Genomic DNA, 21,369 nt, shown 5'->3' with positions numbered 1-21,369 from the left:
TAAATGAAACCTCTCCCATAGCGGAGAGGTTTTTTATCAGGAAGGATGACGCATGCAAGGATGGATTGTGATTCCCGTGTCGTTGGCATATCTGGGCATTTTATTTTTGATTGCTTGGTATGGTGATAGGCAGAAAAAATGGCTGGCGCGTTGGCGCCCGTGGGTCTACAGCTTGTCTATCGCGGTTTATTGTACTTCGTGGACGTTCTACGGCACGGTTGGCCAAGCCAGCAGCAACCCTTGGTCGTTTTTACCCATTTATATCGCGCCGATTCTGGTCTTCACCTTGGGATGGCGCATCCTTGCTCGGCTGATCCTGATCGCCAAACGAGAGCACATTACCTCCATCGCTGACTTTATCGCTGCCCGTTATGGCAAATCGCAGGGCATTGCGGTGGTGGTCACCTTGATCGCCGTGGTCGGTATTTTGCCTTATATCGCGCTGCAGTTGCGCGGCATCACTATGGGGCTGGAGATCATCGCCCCCGATCTCTTTAGCCAATTTGGCTACGAAGATTACAACGTCTCTTGGTTTGTGGTTGGTGCACTGGCGATTTTTACCATGCTGTTTGGCACTCGCCACATCGACAATACCGAGCACCATCGCGGCATGATGATGGCGATTGCGTTTGAATCCATGGTCAAGCTATTGGCTTTTTTAGTCGTCGGGGTGTTTATCGTCTGGCTGATGATGCGCCACGAAAGCTTCGATTTAACCAGTGCGATCACGAGCACCTATCAAGCGCCGAATATCGCGACGCTACTTATTCACACCGTACTGACGATGCTGGCGATCGTCTGTCTGCCGCGTCAGTTTCACACCATGGTGGTGGAAAACGAGCGCGCGCAAGATCTGCATACCGCTCGTTGGTTGTTTCCGCTCTACCTGGTTCTGATGGGGATATTTGTTTTGCCCATCGCTTGGGCTGGGCAAAGTTTGCTGCCGGCCAGTTCTGCCGATACCTATGTGATCAGTTTGCCGATGGCGTTTGGTGCCAGCGATATTGCGCTGCTGGCCTTTCTCGGCGGAACTTCGGCGGCCAGTGGCATGGTGATTGTGTCGACCATCGCGCTGGCGATCATGGTCTCCAATGATTTAGTCATGCCACTGCTGCTCAGACGCATGCGTTTGTCCAATCGCAATCACCACCACTTTTCCGGCCTGCTGCTGCGCATTCGTCGCGCGCTGATTTTTCTGCTGCTGATTGGCGCTTGGGGCTTTTATCAAGCGCTGGATGCGATTCATTCGCTGTCGGCTATCGGCTTTCTCTCGTTTGCCGCGATCACCCAGTTTGCCCCTGCGCTGCTTGGTGGCATGTACTGGCGGCAAGGCAACCGCAAAGGGGTGTATGTCGGGCTGGCGGTCGGCTTCACTTTGTGGCTGATCACCCTGATGACTCAGACCGATATGCTGGCTGGCGACGCACAAAGTAACTTGTTGATCTGGATAATTACGCCTCCTGAACTGCTGAGCGGGCTGGACGTTAAAGCATCGGATTGGGGGATGATCCTCAGCGTCAGCGCTAACGCCTTCTGTTATTTATTGGTTTCGATGCTCACGCGGCCAAGCCTAAGTGAGCGCTTACAATCGGCGTCATTTATCGGTATCCCACTGCCGGAAAATGAGAATATCAGCTTGTACCAAAGCCGAGTCACGGTCGCTGAACTGGAGATGCTGGCGTCGCGTTTTGTTGGTCGCACTCGAGTCAAAAATGCCTTTGCTTACTATTGGTCGCAGCAGCGAGAAGTGCTGCTGCCCAATCAGCAAGCGCCGTCGACCTTAATTCGCCACACCGAACGGGTTTTGGCTGGGGTTTTTGGTGCGTCATCGGCGAAGTTAGTCCTCACTTCGGCACTGCAAGGGAGAAACATGCAGTTGGAAGAGGTCGCCACCATCGTGGATGAGGCGTCAGAGCTCTACGACTTCAGCCGCGGGCTGCTGCAAGGGGCAATCGAGCACATTGGGCAAGGGATCGCGGTTGTGGATAAACAGTTGCGGCTGGTGGCGTGGAATCAACGCTATCTGGAACTGTTTGAGTTCCCGCCGGGGCTTATCCAAGTGGGCCGTCCCATTGCCGATGTGATTCGTCACAATGCGCAGCAAGGGCTGTGCGGTCCGGGCGACCCAGAAGAACACGTGCGCCGTCGGGTCTACCATCTTGAACAAGGCACTCGACATACCTCATCACGGATTCGCCCCGATGGACGGGTGATCGAAGTGCAGGGCAATCCGATGCCCGGTGGCGGGTTTGTGATGAGCTTTACCGATATCACGGTTTTTCGTCATGCCGAACAGGCACTCAAAGAGGCCAATGAAACGCTGGAAGAGCGCGTTCATCTGCGCACACGCGAGTTAGAGAGATTGAATCAGCAACTGGTGACCGCAACGCAACGTTCTGAGCGCGAGTCGCAATCTAAGTCGCGCTTTTTGGCTGCGGTGAGCCATGATTTAATGCAGCCACTCAACGCCGCGCGTTTGTTTGCCTCGTCGCTCTCTGAAGTGGCGAAAGAAGATGAAACGCGCAAACTTGCCTCGCACATCGAAAGTGCGCTGGAGGCGGCGGAAGATCTCATCGGTGATTTGCTCGATATCTCGCGGCTAGAGTCCGGCAAACTGGATATTCACATGCACGGCTTCGCCATCAACGATGTGCTGGCCAACCTCAATGCGGAATTCAGTGCCTTAGCCAAGCAGCAAGGCATTGAGTTTTGCATGGTTCCCTCTTCACTGACCGTCAACTCGGACCCCAAACTGCTGCGCCGTGTGGTGCAAAACTTTTTGACCAACGCCTTTCGCTACAGCCCCAACGGCAAAGTGCTGCTTGGTGTGCGCCGCGTCGCGGGGCGTGTGCGGATCGACGTTTGGGACAACGGCATGGGCATTGAAGAAGATAAACAGCAGGAGATCTTTGAAGAGTTCAATCGCGGTAGTCAGGTGCGCTCAGATCAAGGGCTCGGTTTAGGGTTGGCGATTTCCAAAGGGATTGCCCAAGTGCTTGGGCATGAAATCTCGATGCGTTCTTGGCATGGTAAAGGCAGCGTCTTTTCCATTACGCTCGATAAAGCCAGCGAGGTACAAAAGCCCGCGGTGAATGAGCCCAGCCCAGTGGTGGCGGATCTCAGCCATCTACGCATTCTGTGTGTCGACAATGAAGAAGAGATTTTGGTCGGCATGGAAAACTTGCTGGCACGTTGGGGCTGTGAGGTGAAAACCGCAACCGACCTGATTGGCAGCCTTAAAACATTGGAAAATGGCTGGATTCCGCAGGTGATCTTCTCCGATTATCGTTTAGACGATGGGCGAACCGGTCTTGAAGTGCTTCAGCAGTGCAAACTGCGTTTAGGCAACCGATTTGAAGGCGTCATTATCAGTGCTGATCGCACCGAAGAGATGATGCAAGCGATAAAAGCCAACGGGTTTGGCTTTATCGCCAAACCCGTTAAACCGCTGAAGTTAAGGGCGGTGTTGAATCGCGTTAGCTGATTGAACTGGTCAGCGGTTAGAACAATTTAAAACAAAAAGCCGATGCAGTTGCATCGGCTTTGCTTTTCCACGGAGCTCAATCCCTACAATAAAGCTCGTGAGTCTTATTAGTGGTCGTGCGCGGCACCAGACCCTTTTGGATAACGGATAGACTCGACCATATCTTGTACCTCTTTTGGTACTTCGGCGGTGAACTTGTTCACTACGATAGAAACCACAAAGTTCAAGCACATACCCAGCGTACCGATCCCTTCTGGGCTGATACCAAACCACCAGTTGTCTGGGGTGCTGGCTGCTGGATTGATGAACTTAAAGTAGATGATGTAAGCTGCGGTAAACGCAATACCTGACAACATACCGGCAATCGCGCCTTCTTTGTTCATCTTCTTATAGAAGATACCAAGAATGATGGCCGGGAAGAATGAGGAGGCTGCCAAACCGAAGGCGAATGCCACCACTTGCGCCACAAAGCCGGGAGGGTTGATACCCAGATAACCCGCGCCGATAATCGCCAGTGCTGCGCCTATCCGTGCGGCCCGCAGTTCCTGCTTGTCGGTCATATCCGGCTTAAAGCCTTTCTTCAGTAAGTCGTGTGAAATCGAGGTTGAGATAACCAGTAGTAGACCCGCTGCGGTAGAGAGTGCCGCCGCCAAGCCACCTGCGGCCAACAGAGCGACCACCCAGTTTGGCAGTTTCGCTAACTCAGGCGAAGCCAGTACGATGATGTCACGGTTGATGGTCATTTCGTTACGCGCATCGCCCGCATAGAACATCTTGCCGTCGCCGTTCTTATCTTCCCATTTGACTAGGCCAGTGTTTTCCCAGTTTTTAAACCAGCTTGGTGCATCGGCTGCCGCCACGCCTTGCATGTCTGGGCCGTTGATGGTGTCAATCATGTTGACGCGAGCAAACGCCGCTACCGCAGGTGCTGTGGTGTATAAGAACGCGATAAAGACCAGAGCCCAACCGGCAGAGATACGTGCATCAGATACTTTCGGAACCGTAAAGAAGCGAATAATAACGTGTGGAAGTCCCGCCGTACCGACCATGAGCGCCGCACAGATGAAGAAGACGTCAACCATACTCTTCGAGCCGTCGGTATAGGCGGTAAAGCCCAGTTCCTGAGTCAAGCCGTCCAGTTTGGTGAGTAGGTATTCATCGCTGCCCGCCATGGTGGAACCAAAGCCAAGCTGAGGGACAGGGTTACCTGTCATCATAAGTGAGGTGAAAATCGCAGGTACCATAAAGGCGAAGATCAATACGCAGTATTGGGCTACCTGAGTATAGGTAATGCCTTTCATCCCGCCCATTACCGCGTAGAAGAAGACGATGCCCATACCAATGATGATACCGACGTTGATGTCAACTTCGAGGAAGCGCGCAAATACCACGCCCACGCCACGCATCTGGCCTGCGACGTAAGTAAATGAGACGAAGATGGCGCAAAATACCGCGACCATACGCGCCGTTCTTGAGTAGTAACGGTCACCGATAAAATCTGGCACGGTAAATTTACCGAACTTGCGCAAGTAAGGAGCCAGACACAGCGCGAGTAGCACATAGCCACCCGTCCAACCCATCAGGTAAACGGTGCCATCGTAGCCGATGAAGGAGATGATCCCTGCCATTGAGATAAACGATGCGGCTGACATCCAGTCCGCGGCGGTTGCCATGCCGTTGGCAACAGGGTGTACACCCCCGCCAGCAACATAGAATTCACTGGTTGATCCCGCACGAGCCCAGATAGCGATACCGATATACAGGGCGAAGGTGAGACCAACCAGAATAAACGTCCAAGTTTGAATATCCATTTTCTAAACCTCTTAGTCTTCCTGTACGTTGTACTTTTTGTCTAGGGCGTTCATCCGTGCCACATAAACAAAAATCAGAGCCACAAAGGTGTAGATCGACCCTTGCTGCGCGAACCAAAATCCTAATTTGAAACCACCAAATTGAATCGCATTTAGCGGTTCGACAAATAAAATCCCAGCGCCATAAGACACCAAAAACCACACTGCTAGCAGTGATCCCATGATTCCCAAGTTTTCCTTCCAGTAGGCTTGAGCATGTTCTGTTGATTCGAACGCCATGGCCTTCTCCTTGTGTTTCTCGTCTGAATAGATGTGTTAACGTAATGTTACGTTTCCTAAGATAGCAGCGAAAAATCAACAGATCTGTGCAACTTTAGTCGGGTCAAATTTCACGATAAATCAGCTCAAAAGGTCGATTGGCGCAGGATGCGGCGGGAAAATGTGATGTTAACTTGATGTTAATTTAGCCAAAGGTCTAAGACATCGACCTAGATTGGTTTTTGCCGTGCAAGTTTTGCTGGTGCATTTTCATGCCGTATACGCGCAACGGCAACATAGTGACGCTAAATTAGACAGAAGAAACTCAATTGTTTACATAAACTTTTCGATAAAGAGTCACGTTTTCGTGCAGAATAGCTGGGCAAAACACGGTAGCTTTTGCCGAAAATAACAACAATTTAACTAAAGGGAGGGAGAAGGTGGACGCAAACACAATCAATGGCTTTTTTCTGATTGGTGCACTGCTTATTGCGCTCAGTGTGCTCCTAAGCCCGGTTTCCTCAAAGTTGGGGATTCCAATTCTGCTCGTTTTTCTGGCGGTCGGTATGCTGGCGGGGGAAGACGGCGTTGGTGGCATTTTTTTTGATAACTACCCGATCGCCTATCTGGTGAGTAACTTAGCGCTGGCCATCATCTTGCTCGACGGTGGTATGCGTACCCGTGTGGCCAGTTTTCGGGTCGCCTTTTGGCCTTCGGTCTCGCTCGCCACGGTTGGGGTTGCCATCACGACATTATTGACCGGATTGATGGCAACGTGGCTGTTTGACCTCTATTTACTGCAAGGCATTTTGGTTGGTGCGATCGTTGGTTCGACCGATGCCGCTGCGGTGTTTTCGCTATTGAAAGGGCGCAGCTTGAACGAGCGGGTCGGTTCAACCTTGGAGATTGAGTCCGGTACCAACGATCCAATGGCGGTGTTTCTCACCGTGACCATGATTGCGGTGCTCGGCAGTAACGAGAGCGGCCTCAGCGCTGGATTTTTAGCGCTCAGTTTTGTTAAGCAGTTTGGTATTGGTGCTCTGCTGGGGCTCTCTGGCGGCTGGCTGCTGTGGAAAGTGATTAATCGCAGTCAGCTACCGGAAGGGCTTTATTCGATTCTGACCGTCAGTGGTGGTTTGATTATTTTTGCCCTGTCGAATGCTCTCGGCGGCAGTGGTATTTTGTCGATTTATTTAGTGGGATTACTGATTGGTAACCGCCCAACGCGCAGCCGCCACTCGATTCTCAACGTGTTGGATGGCATGACTTGGTTGGCGCAAATCGGCATGTTCTTGGTGTTGGGGCTGTTGGTGACGCCGTCCAATCTGTTGGACATCGCCTTACCGGGCCTGGCACTGGCGTTTGGTATGATTCTCTTCGCGCGGCCAATCTCGGTGTGGATTGGGTTGTTGCCGTTTAAGAGTTTTACCGCGCGCGAGAAATGGTTCATCTCTTGGGTCGGGTTGCGAGGCGCGGTGCCGATCATCTTGGCGGTTTTCCCAATGATGGCGGGGCTGCCGGACGCGCAGCTTTATTTCAATCTGGCGTTTTTCGTCGTTATGGTGTCGCTGATTGTGCAGGGCGGTACGTTAACCAAAAGCATGGCGCTAGCCAAAGTGGAACTGCCTTCCAAGCCCGAGCCGATTTCGCGCACAGGCGTCGAAATTTTCCCTACCAGCGAGTGGGAGTTGTTTATCTACAAACTGAAACAAGACAAATGGTGCATTGGCGAGCCACTGCGTAATTTGTTTTTACCTGAAGGGACACGTATTGCGGCGGTATTTCGCCAGCAGCAGTTACTGCACCCATCGGGCAGCACCAAACTCGAAGAGGGCGATACCTTGTGTGTGCTTGGGCAAGAAAAAGATCTCGAAGCGCTCGGTCAACTGTTTAGTGAAGCGCCAGAAAGAGCCTCGTTTGCCCGCTTCTTCGGTGATTTTTTCTTGGATGTGGAAGCGAAACTGTCCGAGATGGCGATGGCCTATGGCTTGGATTTGGGCGACGTCAGTGGCGACACCACCCTTAAGGAGTTAGTGACGGAACACTTGGGTGCAACCCCGGTATTGGGTGACCATTTTGAGTGGCAAGGATTGCGCTGGGTGGTGGCGGATGTAGTGGATTGGCAGGTGACGAAAGTCGGTTTGTGTCTGCCTACCGACGATAGTCAAGCGCCAACGAGCGAGTAAATTACTCGCTCATCTCTTTAAGCAGAATGACCGCTTGAGTGCGGTTTTTCACGTCCAGTTTGCGGAAAATTGCCGTCATGTGCGCTTTGATGGTCGCTTCAGAAACGTTGAGCTCGTAAGCGATCTGTTTGTTGAGCAAGCCATCAGAGAGCATGCCCAGTACTTTATATTGCTGGGGTGTCAACGCGGCGATTTTCTCCGCCAAATCATTACACGCGGCGTTATTGATGATCAAACCTTCCGGGAAATAGGGGTCGCCATTGAGCACTTGGTTGAGCGCGGCGATCAGAGTTCGCATATCACTCGACTTGGGAATAAAACCGAAAGCGCCGTGGCTTTTCACTTGGGTTACCACGGACGGCTCCTCGCTAGCAGAGACCACCACAATCGGTAAATCCGGGTATTCCGCGCGCAGTTGGATCAACCCCGACATGCCATTGGCGCCCGGCATTTTGAGATCCAGTAGCAACAGATCCGGCTCCTCTTCACGTGCCAGTAGATTGAGCAGTGCTTCTAGAGAATCGGCTTCAAGTAAATTTGCGCCGCTGACCGCCATATGCACCGACTGAAACAGGGCGTTGCGAAACAGAGGGTGATCGTCGGCAATGATAATGGTGTAGGTCGAGTCCATGACGTTAAGCGCTTTTTACTAATTCGTTAATAGAATTATTGTCAGCTTTGCCTTGCTGGACAATATTTATCCGCTAAAAGTCTGATGTAAATCGACTTTTATTAGATTTCTTGCATATACGTGAGAAAAGAAATGAGAAATCGGCAAAGGAAAACGCCAGAGAGGCGACTCTCTGGCATTTAAAAGCGTTATGGGGTAAGCGCGTCCAGATGCGCTAAGAAGGGTTCGGCTGGCATAAAGCCAGTCAGCCGCGCGTTTGAAACAGGGGCTCCCTGTGCATCCCAAAACTCGATGGTCGGCAAACCGAGCACTTGCAGATGTTGCAGCAGCTCAATGTCTTGCGCTTGATTGCGCGTCACATCGGCTTGTAGCAAGACAAATTGCTGCAACTTCGCCGCGACCTGAACATCGTGAAAAGTGTATTTCTCAAACTCTTTACACGCCACACACCAGTCGGCATAAAAGTCGAGCATCACAGGTTTACCGGCTTGTTTGGCCAATTGCAGTTGCTGCTGCAAGTCGGCCACGGAGCTGATGCGCGTGAAGCGCACCTCGTTTACGGACGTCGATGCGCTTTGCGGCGCATACCAATAATGCAACGCAGGCTGCGCCGAGGCGAGTAGACCGAGTACGGCGATGATGCCCAGCGCACTTTGCTTCCAGCCACCAAACTCTAAGCTGTTTTTGACATGGTAAAGCCAGCCAAACGCGGCGATGCCTAATACTGACCACAAGGCGGTCGACCACAGTTCGGGCAGAATGCGTTCCAGAAGGAAAATAGGCGCGGCGAGCAGCACAAAGCCAAACAGGGTTTTGACGCGCTCCATCCAGCCGCCGGCTTTCGGCAAGAGTTTGTTGCCAAATACCGCGACCAGGATCAACGGAATGCCCATGCCCATGGCGAGCGCATACAATGCCACCCCACCCGTGAGCAAGTCGCCGCTTTGAGCCACGTACAGCAGCGCTCCGGAGAGCGGCGCAGTGGTGCAAGGAGAGCAAACCAAGCCAGAAATCGCCCCCATCGCAAACACGCCCAAGCTGCTACCACCTTGCTGCTGATTGCTAAGGTTATTCAGCCAAGTTTGCGCGCGACTTGGCAGTTGCAGGGTATAGAGGCCAAACATCGACAGAGCGAGGGCAACAAAGAGTACACTCAAGCCAATCAGCACATAGGGGTGTTGCATCGCCGCCTGAAATTGCAGGCCAGCGGAAGCGACCACTAAACCAAGCAGCGTGTATGTCAGCGCCATCCCTTGCACATAGTTCAGTGCCAAGCCGAATGCGCGGCGCTGGCTGAGCTGACCGCCGCCGAGCACGATACTGGTGAGGATCGGGTACATGGGCAGAACGCAAGGAGTAAAGGCCAAACCGACGCCCAGTGCCAAAAACAGCAGCGGTGTCCACCAGTTATCTGCTAAGCCAGAAGCCAATTTATCTTGTTGGGTTAAAGGCGCAGCGGGCGAAAGTGTGGATGCGTCTGTCTTGCTGCTGGCCGCAGGTTGGGCAGACGATTTCACGGCTGGCGCTTGGCCATTAGTAAACGACTCAAGCTCAACCACCCGCGTTTCGGGAGGGTAGCAAAAGCCAGCTTTGGCGCAGCCTTGATACTGCACAATCAGTTTTGCTCCGCTTTGCCAGTCTTGCAGGGGAATGTTGACAAACAGCGGCGTCGTGTAGATGTTGACGTCGCCAAAAAATTCATCGCGATATGGCTGGCCGTTTTCCATCTCAATCTCACCGAGGGAGACATTTTCGGCGCTAAAAGAGAGACGCTGCTGGTAGAGGTAATAGCCGTCTTTCACTTGCCAGTCTAGGGTGATGCGATTGTCTTGCTGGAACGAGTTAAATGGAAAAGCCTGGTCGACAGTGACAAATTCACTGCTTCCCGAGGAAAAGCCCGAATTCTGGCTATTGCCAAACAGAGCAAGCGAGGGTGCAGAAAACGTCATGGCACCCAGCAATAAAAGAGTAAACAATGCGCGCATAATATTGGGATCGAAACTTAAGTTGTGGCTAGTGTAACTCACTCAGACCCTGAAACCGCGCAGAAAGTTTCACGTGCATTGGCTTTGTGATGTCGGGCGAAGAAAAAGGGGAACCGAGGTTCCCCAAAATTCTATATCCAGCAAATTACATCAAGATGTTGGTCAGTAGCAGACCAAAGCCAATGCTGAATACCATGCTAAGTAAGCCAGGGATCATAAAGCTGTGGTTGAAGATGTACTTGCCGATGCGCGTTGTGCCTGTGCGGTCAAAGTCAATTGAGGCAATGATTGGGCCGTAGTTAGGAATAAAGAAGTAACCGTTGACCGCAACAAACACCGCAATGATCACCGCTGGCGGCAGCCCCAGCGTGATCGCCACGGGTACCAACACGGCGGTGGTAGCACCTTGGCTGTTCACCATCACCGACAGAGCAAACAGGGCGAAAGCAAATGTCCAAGGCGCGACTTCAACCAGCCCTGACACCGCCTCTTTAACCATAGCGCCGTGACCGCCAATGAAGGTGTCACCCAGCCAAGCGATACCAAAAATGGCGACGATGGCACGCATACCTGCATGGAATACGGAACCTTGGCTGATAGCATTACCATTGGGTTTACACAGCAAAATGATCAGAGCGGCAATAGAAAGCATGACGATTTCAATCGTATGCGCCATGCCCATTGGCGAGCCGTTAAATTGCGGACGCAAGCTTGGCAGGGCACCCATCACCACCACAATGATGGCGCCAAATAAGAATAGTGCGACCGACTTTTTCGCTTGCGGCGTGATTTCAATGTCCGCCACCGATACTTCTTGTTCCATTTCAGCGCGAAACTCTGGGTCTTGCAGACGGCGCTGATATTCAGGATCGTCTTTAAGCTCTACGCCCATCTTATTAACGAACAGACAAGCGCACGCCAAACCGAGAATGGTACTTGGAATGGTGATCATCAGCACGTCCGTGAGAGTGATCCCTTGCGGCTCTAAGAAGGCAACCAAGGCGACCACCGCTGCAGCAATCGGGCTGGCGACAATGGCAAACTGGGAGGCAATCACCGCCATGCTCAGTGGGCGCTCTGGACGGATGCCGCTACGACGGCTCACTTCGGCAATCACAGGCAGTACAGAATAGGCCACGTGACCAGTACCCGCCATCATAGTGAAAAAGTACGTCACCAAAGGTGCGATAAAGGTAATGTGACGAGGGTTGCGGTGTAAAATGTGGGTAGCGATTTTAATCAGGTAATCCAAACCACCTGCGGCTTGCATTGAAGCAGCTGCTGCCACAACCGCCATGATCATTAGCATGACATCGATGGGGGGGCTGGTTGGTTGCATGCCAAAACCAAAGCTGAGAATGGCAAGGCCAATACCGCCCATTACACCTAAGCCGATACCGCCAATCCTTGCACCAATTAGGATACATCCTAATACGATAAGGAACTCAATTAAGAACATCTTAGACTCCTAGAAATGAATAGAAAATAAACTGGCTCTATCCGGCGGTATGTTGGTTTTTTTCTTGCCATGACCCAGCGCAAGCTTTCTCTTTTTTACTGCCGGTAGAAAGTAAAAAGGCTCTGAATCAGAGCCTTTTTTTACTTATTCGTAGCGTTTCGCTTTATAGGTTGGGTGCATAAAGTTTTGCACCGACAAAATGTCATCCAACTCTTCTGAGGTGAGCAAACCGCGTTCAAGGACCACCTCACGCACGCTCTTACCCGTTTCCGCACAAATCTTACCCACGATGTCACCTTCATGGTGGCCGATGTATGGGTTGAGGTAAGTGACGATACCGATAGAGTTGTATACGTAGTTCTCACAGATCTCTTTGTTGACGGTAATGCCATCGATACACTTGTCACGTAGGTTGACACAGGCATTTTGCAGCAGTGAAATCGATTCGAACATCGCCTGACCAATTACAGGCTCCATGACGTTGAGCTGTAGCTGGCCGCCTTCGGCTGCGAAAGAGATCGTGTTGTCGTTGCCCAGCACTTTGAAGCAAACTTGGTTGACCACTTCAGGAATCACTGGGTTTACTTTGGCTGGCATGATGGAAGAGCCTGCTTGCATTTCTGGCAAGTTAAGCTCGTTCAAACCCGCGCGAGGGCCAGAAGAGAGCAGACGTAGGTCGTTACACACCTTAGACAGTTTGACCGCTAGGCGTTTTAGTGCGCCGTGCGCCATCACGTAAGCACCACAGTCTGAGGTTGCTTCAATCAAATCTTCGGCTGGTACCACGTCAAGGCCAGTTACCGCGGCAAGGTGTTTCACCGCAAGCGCTTGGTAGCCTGGAGGGGTATTTAGGCCAGTGCCGATGGCGGTTGCACCTAGGTTCACTTCCAGTAGCAGTTTGGAGGTGTAATCCAGCGCGCGGATCTCTTCGTTCAGCGTCACCGCCCAAGCGTGAAACTCTTGACCAACAGTCATCGGCACCGCGTCTTGCAACTGAGTGCGGCCCATTTTCAAAATGCCGCTGAACTCTTGTGATTTCAGTTCGAACGCGCCTTTGAGGTATTCAATCGCTTCCATCAATTTATGGATGCTGTTGTAAACGGCAATACGGAAACCAGTTGGGTAGGCACAGTTGGTGGATTGGCTCTTGTTGACGTGATCGTTAGGGTTCACCACGTCGTAGCTGCCCTTCTCTTTACCCATCAACTCAAGCGCAATGTTGGCGATCACTTCGTTGGTGTTCATGTTCACCGATGTGCCAGCGCCGCCTTGGAAGACGTCTGATGGGAATTGATCCATGCATTTGCCGGTTTCCAGCATCAGGTCACACGCTTGGATAATGTAATCCGCCACATTCTTTGGAATCGCACCTAACTCGCGGTTAGCCAGTGCGGCGGCTTTTTTGGTCATCACCATGCCACGTACAAACTCAGGTACGTCCGAAATAGTGACATTGGAGATGTTGAAGTTTTCGATAGCGCGCAAAGTATGGATGCCGTAGTACGCATCCGCAGGAACATGACGTTGACCTAATAGATCTTCTTCAATGCGAGTGGCTTGGGTAGGCGCTGGATGCGCTTCAGTTAGGGTAGCCATAACAGGATCCTTAGATGATAATTCTGATAATTTAAAATATTATTTAGCCATATCTGCAATCAGAATCCATTCATCAGAATTTTTGGCTGTAAAATCCGTCCTGACTTATGTAGCACATGATACTGTTCCCAGCGCATAAAAATAGTAAGTGGATCACTATTTTTGCTTTTATTTACTGAATATTTTGCAAAATATAAATGGGTTATGAACAGCGCGCGGGTTTGGCTAAACACGCTTTTTTACAGCTTCAATTTGAGTTGTCAGCGGATTTGCCATTACACTGGAGCAAACTGAGGAGGTCCTGTGTTTCCTGTACTTTTATTGCTTTTTATCTGTGTGCCGATCATCGAAATAGGCCTGTTTATTCAGGTCGGTGGCTTTTTAGGGCTCTGGCCGACGATTGGTTTGGTGTTATTGACCGCGTTTGTCGGCGCGTATCTGGTGCGCAGCCAAGGGTTACAAACATTACTTTCGGTGCAGCAGCGTTTGCAGCAAGGCGAGTTGCCCGCGCAGCAGATTGTTGAAGGGGTGATGTTAGCGGTGGCGGGTGTGCTGCTGCTGACCCCGGGGTTTATGACCGATGCGATGGGAATGGTGGTGTTATTGCCTGCGCCCCGAGCTGCGCTAGCACGCGTATTGATGAGTAAAGTGGTAGTCAAAAGCAGCTTTACGTCGCACTCTTTTGAGCAAGAGACGTTTTCTCACCGTCATCATGATGCTGAGCGAGGCGGACAAACGTTCGAAGGCGAGTTTGAGCGCAAAGACGATGACGAGCACAAACCGAAGCTGAAATAAATCGAGCGAGATAGAGAAAAAGCCGGGATTGCCCGGCTTTTTTATCGTATGTTGGCGGCGTGTTAAACCGCCCCTTCAAAGCCAAGTTGTCGCCACGCTTCGAAGGCAATAATCGCCACCGCGTTCGACAGATTCAAGCTCCGCGCCTCGGGCATCATCGGAATACGAATGCGCTGGCTGGTCGGCAAACTTTCTATCACTTCTTGTGGCAAACCGCGTGTTTCTGGGCCAAACAGCAGGACATCGCCGCGTTGATAGTGAGCGTTAATGTGATGGTCACTGCCTTTGGTGGTGCAGGCGAAGAGACGATATTCACCGCGTGCCTGAAGAAAATCGAGAAAGGCTTGGTAGTTTTTATGGCGTGTCACGCGGGCGAGATCGTGATAATCCAAGCCGGCGCGACGCACTTTCTTCTCTTCCAGATCAAAACCTAACGGTTCAATCAGATGCAAATGTGCGCCGCAGTTGGCGCACAGGCGAATAATGTTGCCAGTATTTGGGGCAATTTCCGGTTCGTAGAGCGCAATATCAAACATGCCATCAAGTTCGTTTAGTCAAGGTGGAGCCAAGTATAAGGCGCTCGCCAGAGCGAGTCCAACAGCGACTCAGCCGATTTTGTTTAAGGGCAAGGTGACGCTGACGCGTAACCCTCCGAGTGGGCTGCGGCTGGCTTTGATCGTGCCACTATGCTGGCGGATGGCGCTTTCGGTAATCGTCAGCCCGAGCCCTGTTCCACCGGAGTGGCGATCGCGAGCGGTGGAAACGCGATAAAAGGGGCGGAAAATCGCCTCGAGTTCGGTTTCGGGGACACCGTCGCCATTGTCATCCACCGTGATGTGCAGTTGCTCGCCGTGGTCGCGTATCTCAACTTGGACTAAGTCCTTTCCGTAGTAAATCGCATTGCGGATCAGATTTTCCACCGCGCTCATTAAGAGTTTGGGGTTGCCCGAAATGGTGCGTGATGGCAGTGGTGAGTAGTTGAGCGTTTTGCCCATTTGTTCTGCTTCAAATTGCGCATCTTGTATGATCTCTTCCCATAAGCTGCTGATGGGTTGATCTTCACGGTCGAGATGGCTGTTCATTTGCATGCGCGACAGTGCCAACAGTTCGGCAATCATCTGCTCTAATCGCTGCGCCTCGGTGTCAATGCGCTGCAACTCGGCACTTTCCCCCTGCTTGCGGGTCGCCAGCGCGTTGGCCATGCGCAGGCGAGTCAGTGGGGAGCGCAGCTCGTGAGAGATATCCGAAAGCAAACGCTGTTGCCCCGAAATCATCTGATTGACCGCTTCCACCATCTGGTTAAAACTCGCGCCCGCTTGGCGGAATTCGGAGGTGCCTTTCTCTAGCGTTGGATCGGTAACAAATTCCCCTTTTGCTACTCGCTGGGCGGCTTTTTCTAATCGCCGTGCAGGTTGGCTCAGCGCCCACGCCAGCCAAAGTAGCAGCGGTGTACTGACCAGCATGACCGCTAAGAGCAGTTGCAAAGGTTGGTCAAACATGCGCAGCAAAAATGGTGGTGGCTGGTTCCACTTGAGACCGACATATAAAAAGTACTCTTTGCCTGCCAAGGTAATCGGGAGCGGGCCTGAAAGCATAAAGCGGCCATAGAGTTTTTGTTGTGGTTTGTCGGGATGCTCCATGCTGGTGACAAAATTTTTCAACGCTTTGATCTGAAAGTCGCTGTGTTTGAGTGTGGTGAGAATGTTGGCGTCGGTGTCGCTGAGGAAAAAGCGTGGCCGGTTGTCGCGTCCGTGGCGCTCGCCCGGACGTTCGAGACGAAAGAGAATTTTGCCCAGATCGCGTTCATCGGCAAAGTCACGTTCGATCTCTTGCTTCGCTTCCAACAGGCGATCGTAATGATCGGGCGGGATCGCATGAGCTTTACGCGGATCAAGGTGTGGCAGCGCCAGCACCGCCATCAACACCAAAAACATGGTGAACCAGAAAATGGCAAAAATGCGCCCATACAGGCTGGTGATCTTGGGCAAACGCATGCTTATTCCTCAACCATCAAATAGCCACGGCCACGCAAGGTTTTGATGCGTGACTTGCCATCGGCTCGCTCGGGAAGCTTTTTGCGTAAATTGGACACGTGCATATCAATGGCGCGATCAAACGCGGCGAGGCGCTTGCCAAGCACATCCAAACTGAGCGTCTCTTTGGTCAGCGTTTCCCCCGGGTTCTGCACAAAATGGCTCAGGAGGGCAAATTCTGTTGAGGTGAGATCTAGTAGGCTCTCTTGGCAATAGGCTTCTTGTCTGCCCGGGTAGAGTTTGAGGTCTTGATACTCAATGCAGTCGCCACCGTTTTTCGCGCCTTTGGGGTTGCTGGTGCGGCGTAAAATCGCTTTGATGCGTGCCAGCAGCTCGCGGTCGCTGAACGGTTTGGGCAAATAGTCGTCGGCACCCAGCTCAAGGCCGAGCACTCGGTCAATCTCTTCCCCTTTGGCGGTCAGCATCAAGACCGGGGTTTCCCAGTGTGCACGCAGGCGTTTTAAGGTGTCGATGCCGTTGAGTTTGGGCATCATCACATCCAATAGAATCAGATCGATCTCTGCCGTCAGTGCCGCAAGGCCACTTTCGCCATCATTCGCTTCGGTGATATTAAATCCTTCGTATGAAAGAACTTCGGTCAGCAAACCGGTCAGCTCGGTGTCGTCGTCAATCAGCAGAATATTGGCCATAGGATTACCTTCACATATCGTCGTTCTGCCTTAATATTACTGTGAAATGGCCGTCAGGTATGAGGAGCAATGTCGCTCTTTACGATACTTTACGCTCTCTATACGCCGCTTTACTCAGGGTTTTGTATTCTAAACTCAAGCGCTGTGAAAGCAGCTCAGAAACAACTGAATGAGTAAGGAATAGATTATGAAAACGGTAAAAAAACTGGTACTGGCTGCGGCGATTCTTCCTTTAACTTTGGCAACCGCAAGTGCGTTTGCTTTCGGTGGTGGTAAAGGCCATCACAAAGGCGGACCTGACGACGAGTGTGGCATGGGAATGGATCGCGGTATCTTCCGTGAGTTGAACCTGACCGATGCACAAAAAGAGCAATTGGACTCGATGCGTCAAGCGGGCCGTAAAGAGATGAAAGCGCAGTCTAAAGGCAAGTTCGCTGACAATCAGGCGGAGCGTCAAGCGCACCATGCTAAAGCGCAAGCGTTAGTGTTAGCCGACACATTCGATGCCAATGCGGCCAATGAGCTGGCGAAAGAGATGGCGGCGAAACAGGCAGATCGCCGTGTGCAAATGTTAGAGAAACAGCACAAGATGCTGAGCGTTCTGACTCCAGAGCAGAAAGCGAAATTTGTTGAGTTACAAAATGAGCGTATGCAGGAGTGCAGTGCGAAAATGCACAAACGCTTTGCAGACAAAGCGGATAATTAATCTCTTAGGGCGACAGCAATGTCGCCCTAATTGTTTCATATTCATTCAATAAAGCGCGAGTTATACTGGCCGTCTGTTGGTTGAGTTTGAAATGATTATGAAACAGCAATATGCACGATTAGTGACCATGGCCGCCTGGACGGCAACTACGGTCGCGACCCTTCTTCTTTTGGTGAAAATCGCCGCTTGGTGGGTGACGGGGTCGGTCAGTTTACTCGCCTCACTGATTGACTCGATGTTGGATATCGCCGCCTCCGTGGTCAATTTGCTGGTGGTGCGCTATGCGTTGCAACCCGCCGACGAAGAGCATACTTTTGGACACGGCAAAGCGGAATCCTTAGCCGCTTTGGCACAAGCGATGTTTATTTCCGGTTCGGCGGTTTTCCTCATCTTAAATGGCGTTGATCGCTTTTTCCGCCCTCACTTGTTGAACTCCCCTGAATACGGCGTTTATGTCAGCTTATTTGCCATGGTGGTGACACTGGGTTTGGTGACGTTTCAAAAACACGTGGTGAAGGCGACGGGAAGTCAGGCAATTGCCGCCGACTCGCTGCATTATCAAAGCGATCTGTTTATGAATGCTGCGATCATGTTGGCCCTTGGCCTGAGTTACTTTGGTGTCGGTCAAGCGGATGCGGTGTTTGCGGTCGGCATTGGTCTATTTATCCTCTACAGCGCGTTCAAAATGGTCAGTGAGGCGGTGCAAACACTGCTCGATCGTAAATTGCCCGACGAAGAACTGGAGCAGATCAACTGCGCGTGCCTAACGGTCGAGCATGTCCTTGGGGTGCATCAGTTGCGCACGCGCATGTCGGGCCCAACGCGTTTTATCCAGTTGCATTTGGAACTCGATGATCATTTACCGCTGATCAAAGCGCATCAAATTGCCGATGAAGTGGAAGCGAAACTGTTGGAATTGTTTCCCGCTTCGGATGTGTTGATTCATCAAGATCCTTATTCTGTGGTGGTCAGCAGCGAGAAAGAGCACATTGAACAGCAGTGGTCTTAAGCGAAAAATTCGCCTTGTCTTGAAGACAAAAAAGGCGTTGTTGACTATCTTTCCATCTACATCTATTAAGATTCCTGATCCTGATATGAATCAACAAAGTTTTACTGCAAAACTGTAATACTCTTACATAAGTAGAAAAGTTACATAAATTTGTGTGTTTTCGTTGGTATTCCTGTAGAGGAAATGTAACATTGCAGACAGATTTTCCCATTATTTAGGTAGCTGGTTACCAGCTACGATAAAGAAAAATTAAATATTGATTGCCAAAGATCGAGGGTGAGCATGATTAAAAAGATCGGTGTTTTGACAAGTGGTGGCGATGCCCCAGGTATGAACGCGGCAATCCGCGGCGTGGTTCGTACAGCATTGGGTGCAGGCCTTGAAGTGTATGGTATCTATGACGGTTACCTTGGTCTCTATGAAGGCCGCATTAAGCCACTTGATCGTTCAAGCGTTTCTGATGTGATCAACCGTGGTGGTACTTTCCTCGGTTCGGCGCGTTTCCCTGAGTTTAGAGAAGTGGCTGTCCGCGAAAAAGCGATCGAAAACCTAAAAGCCCACGGCATTGATGCGCTGGTGGTGATCGGCGGTGACGGTTCGTACATGGGTGCGAAGAAGCTGACGGAAATGGGTTACCCATGTATCGGTCTGCCAGGCACAATCGACAACGATATCGCGGGCACGGATTACACCATCGGTTACCTAACCGCGCTGAACACGGTGATCGAATCGATTGACCGTCTGCGTGATACGTCATCTTCTCACCAGCGTATTTCGATTGTTGAAATCATGGGTCGCCACTGTGGTGATTTGACGCTGATGTCAGCGATTGCCGGTGGTTGTGAGTACATCATCACGCCAGAAACGGGCTTAGATAAAGAGAAGCTGATCAACAACATTAAAGATGGCATCTCGAAAGGTAAGAAACACGCGATCATCGCGCTGACCGAACTGATGATGGATGCCAACCAACTGGCGAAAGAGATCGAAGCGGGTACTGGGCGTGAAACACGCGCGACTGTTTTGGGTCATATTCAGCGTGGTGGTAAACCAACGGCGTTTGACCGCGTTCTTGCTTCTCGCATGGGTAACTACGCTGTACATCTGCTGATGGAAGGTCACGGTGGTCGCTGTGTGGGTATCGTTAAAGAGCAGCTCGTGCATCACGATATCATCGATGCAATTGAGAACATGAAGCGCCCAGTGCGCAATGATTTGTTCAAAGTAGCCGAAGAGCTGTTCTAAGCTGGGTTTAAAGCCATAAAACAAGGCCGCGTCATCACGCGGCCTTTTTCATTGGCTGTTTTCACTGAGTTGTAAATGTGTTTTGCGTTTATTCAACGCATACAGATAACCGCAAATTCCGCCAGCCAAGTTACCCAGCGCAATCCCAACAAACAGGCCTTCAATGGAGTAGAGTTGGCTGCCAAGCCAAGCTGCTGGCAGTGTAAAGAAGAACAGACGCATAAAGCTCCAGCGAAACGCGTTCAGTGGTTCATGCATGGCGTTCAAGGCGCTGACCAACATCATAAGAATGCCGAGAAAGCCGTAACTGGCGGGCACCACCAACAAATAGTGCCACAGGAGATCGCGCACACTCTGTTCCTGCGAAAAGAGACTGGCCAGAGGAATGCTCAGTGGTACCATCATTAAAAACGCCAGCCCTTGAAAGAGCACCGAAAAACGCATGCTGACAAACAGTCCTTGAAAGGCGCGTTGCGGATTTTTCGCCCCTAAGTTTTGCGCCATAAACGGCGTCAGGGACGACGTCAGTGCCATCAACACCAGAATCAATATCGACTCAATGCGCTGCGCCGCGCCATAAGCGGCTACGGCAGCGGTACCGTGACTGGAGAGCATCATCATCAATACCGCACCCGACAGCGGATTCATTGCATTGGATAACGCGGCAGGTGTGCCCACTCTGAGGATTTGCCGCCAATCTTCGCCAAGGCGTTGCCAATGAGGCGCCGCAAGCAGCTTTTCTCGTTTAATCAACACATAGAACGAGCCGCACAGAGCGCCGAACCAGCTAAACGCACTGGCAATCGCCGCGCCTTGAATGCCGAGTTCTGGAAATGGACCGATACCAAAGATCAGCAGCGGATCGAGAACGCCATTGATAAGTCCAGCCAGCATCATAATCTTGGCGGGCGTTTTGGTGTCCCCCGTGGCGCGAATCGCGCTGTTGCCAGCCATCGGGATGACCAACAGTGGAATGGTGAGATACCAGACATGCATGTACTGAGCGATCAGCGGGATGAGCTGCTCTTGCGCGCCAAGTAACGTAAATAGGGGATCCACTGTGAAAAAGCCAAGTGTAGAGGCAAGAGCAACCAGCGCAACGGCCAACAGCAAACCGTGGCTGGTGAAACGCGCGGCTTGGTTGGCATCGCCCTGACCAAGTAGACGGCCAATGCTGGTGGAAAGACCGATGCCGATACCCATGGTGATGCAGTTCACCGCAAACGTCACCGGAAAGGTATAGCTGATCGCTGCGAGTGCTTGGGTACCGAGCAAGGAAACAAAGAAGGTGTCCACCAAGTTAAACATCTGGATCGCTACCATGCCGAAGATCATCGGAATGGTCATTTTGCGTAGTGTGAGTGCGATAGGGGCGGTGAGCAACCCATGTTTATCGAGCATATTAGCGACCACTGAGTGAAAAATGGCAAGGATACAAGAAATCCTAGCTAGCAGCGAGTCAGGGATTTCGACGCAATCCTTTGCTGGACTGTGTGAACTTTTAACTCAATCACAAAAATT

16 protein-coding genes are annotated in these 21,369 nt (G+C 51.5%); 6 read left to right on the top strand and 10 right to left on the bottom strand.

What is annotated here, in order from left to right; genetic code table 11:
• Positions 1-52: 52 nt before the first annotated feature.
• Positions 53-3,484 carry a NahK/ErcS family hybrid sensor histidine kinase/response regulator gene (locus UF06_RS04145; protein WP_045569311.1) on the top strand — a complete coding sequence of 1,144 codons (3,432 nt, stop codon included), beginning with the start codon at positions 53-55 and terminating at the stop codon, positions 3,482-3,484.
• 107 nt (positions 3,485-3,591) lie between these two features.
• Here UF06_RS04145 and UF06_RS04140 read toward each other — a convergent pair whose 3' ends face one another.
• Complete coding sequence (locus UF06_RS04140; RefSeq protein WP_045569310.1) at positions 3,592-5,295, bottom strand: sodium:solute symporter family protein; 1,704 nt, start codon at positions 5,293-5,295, stop codon at positions 3,592-3,594.
• A 12-nt stretch (positions 5,296-5,307) separates the two neighbouring features.
• Positions 5,308-5,574 (bottom strand): DUF4212 domain-containing protein, encoded by a 267-nt coding sequence (locus UF06_RS04135; RefSeq protein ID WP_039431317.1) that lies wholly within the window; start codon positions 5,572-5,574, stop codon positions 5,308-5,310.
• Positions 5,575-5,993: 419 nt separating this feature from the next.
• Here UF06_RS04135 and UF06_RS04130 point away from each other — a divergent pair, with 419 nt between their 5' ends.
• Positions 5,994-7,739, top strand: a complete 1,746-nt coding sequence (locus UF06_RS04130; protein ID WP_045569309.1) for a potassium/proton antiporter — start codon at positions 5,994-5,996, stop codon at positions 7,737-7,739.
• 1 nt (position 7,740) lies between these two features.
• Here UF06_RS04130 and UF06_RS04125 read toward each other — a convergent pair whose 3' ends face one another.
• From UF06_RS04125 to aspA, 4 genes are all read right to left on the bottom strand, one after another.
• Positions 7,741-8,370 carry a response regulator transcription factor gene (locus UF06_RS04125; protein WP_039431314.1) on the bottom strand — a complete coding sequence of 210 codons (630 nt, stop codon included), beginning with the start codon at positions 8,368-8,370 and terminating at the stop codon, positions 7,741-7,743.
• A 188-nt stretch (positions 8,371-8,558) separates the two neighbouring features.
• On the bottom strand, positions 8,559-10,355 hold the full coding sequence (locus tag UF06_RS04120) for a protein-disulfide reductase DsbD (RefSeq protein ID WP_045569308.1): 1,797 nt from the start codon (positions 10,353-10,355) through the stop codon (positions 8,559-8,561).
• 145 nt (positions 10,356-10,500) lie between these two features.
• Positions 10,501-11,814 (bottom strand): anaerobic C4-dicarboxylate transporter, encoded by a 1,314-nt coding sequence (locus UF06_RS04115; protein ID WP_045569307.1) that lies wholly within the window; start codon positions 11,812-11,814, stop codon positions 10,501-10,503.
• Between the two features lie 144 nt (positions 11,815-11,958).
• Positions 11,959-13,410 (bottom strand): aspartate ammonia-lyase, encoded by a 1,452-nt coding sequence (gene aspA / locus UF06_RS04110; protein WP_045569306.1) that lies wholly within the window; start codon positions 13,408-13,410, stop codon positions 11,959-11,961.
• A gap of 303 nt (positions 13,411-13,713) precedes the next feature.
• Between aspA and UF06_RS04105 the strand changes: the two genes are divergently transcribed.
• Positions 13,714-14,205, top strand: a complete 492-nt coding sequence (locus UF06_RS04105; protein ID WP_045569305.1) for an FxsA family protein — start codon at positions 13,714-13,716, stop codon at positions 14,203-14,205.
• A gap of 62 nt (positions 14,206-14,267) precedes the next feature.
• Here the strand turns inward: UF06_RS04105 and trmL are convergent, their stop codons facing one another.
• From trmL to UF06_RS04090, 3 genes are all read right to left on the bottom strand, one after another.
• A complete protein-coding gene (gene trmL / locus UF06_RS04100) occupies positions 14,268-14,741 on the bottom strand; it encodes a tRNA (uridine(34)/cytosine(34)/5-carboxymethylaminomethyluridine(34)-2'-O)-methyltransferase TrmL (RefSeq protein WP_045569304.1) in 474 nt (157 codons plus the stop codon).
• Positions 14,742-14,810: 69 nt separating this feature from the next.
• The gene (gene cpxA, locus UF06_RS04095) at positions 14,811-16,199 is read right to left on the bottom strand and encodes an envelope stress sensor histidine kinase CpxA (protein ID WP_045569303.1); all 1,389 of its coding nucleotides are present in this window, start codon (positions 16,197-16,199) and stop codon (positions 14,811-14,813) included.
• Positions 16,200-16,201: 2 nt separating this feature from the next.
• Positions 16,202-16,888 (bottom strand): response regulator, encoded by a 687-nt coding sequence (locus tag UF06_RS04090; RefSeq protein WP_045569302.1) that lies wholly within the window; start codon positions 16,886-16,888, stop codon positions 16,202-16,204.
• Positions 16,889-17,075: 187 nt separating this feature from the next.
• On the opposite strand from UF06_RS04090, the gene UF06_RS04085 reads away from it, so the two are divergent.
• The 3 genes from UF06_RS04085 (at position 17,076) to pfkA (ending at position 19,848) form a co-directional block, all read left to right on the top strand.
• Positions 17,076-17,594 (top strand): CpxP family protein, encoded by a 519-nt coding sequence (locus tag UF06_RS04085; protein WP_045569301.1) that lies wholly within the window; start codon positions 17,076-17,078, stop codon positions 17,592-17,594.
• A gap of 97 nt (positions 17,595-17,691) precedes the next feature.
• Positions 17,692-18,603 carry a CDF family cation-efflux transporter FieF gene (gene fieF, locus UF06_RS04080; RefSeq protein ID WP_045569341.1) on the top strand — a complete coding sequence of 304 codons (912 nt, stop codon included), beginning with the start codon at positions 17,692-17,694 and terminating at the stop codon, positions 18,601-18,603.
• 282 nt (positions 18,604-18,885) lie between these two features.
• Positions 18,886-19,848, top strand: coding sequence for a 6-phosphofructokinase (pfkA, locus tag UF06_RS04075; RefSeq protein WP_045569300.1), 963 nt, complete (start codon positions 18,886-18,888; stop codon positions 19,846-19,848).
• Between the two features lie 48 nt (positions 19,849-19,896).
• On the opposite strand, the gene UF06_RS04070 is transcribed toward pfkA, so the two are convergent.
• Positions 19,897-21,249, bottom strand: coding sequence for an MATE family efflux transporter (locus UF06_RS04070; protein ID WP_045569340.1), 1,353 nt, complete (start codon positions 21,247-21,249; stop codon positions 19,897-19,899).
• Positions 21,250-21,369 lie beyond the last annotated feature (120 nt).

The sequence above is a fragment of the Vibrio sp. S234-5 genome, from assembly GCF_000960595.1.
Lineage (GTDB): Bacteria > Pseudomonadota > Gammaproteobacteria > Enterobacterales > Vibrionaceae > Vibrio.
The sequence above is the reverse complement of the archived record's forward strand: the minus strand, read 5'-3'. Positions and strand labels throughout refer to the sequence as shown.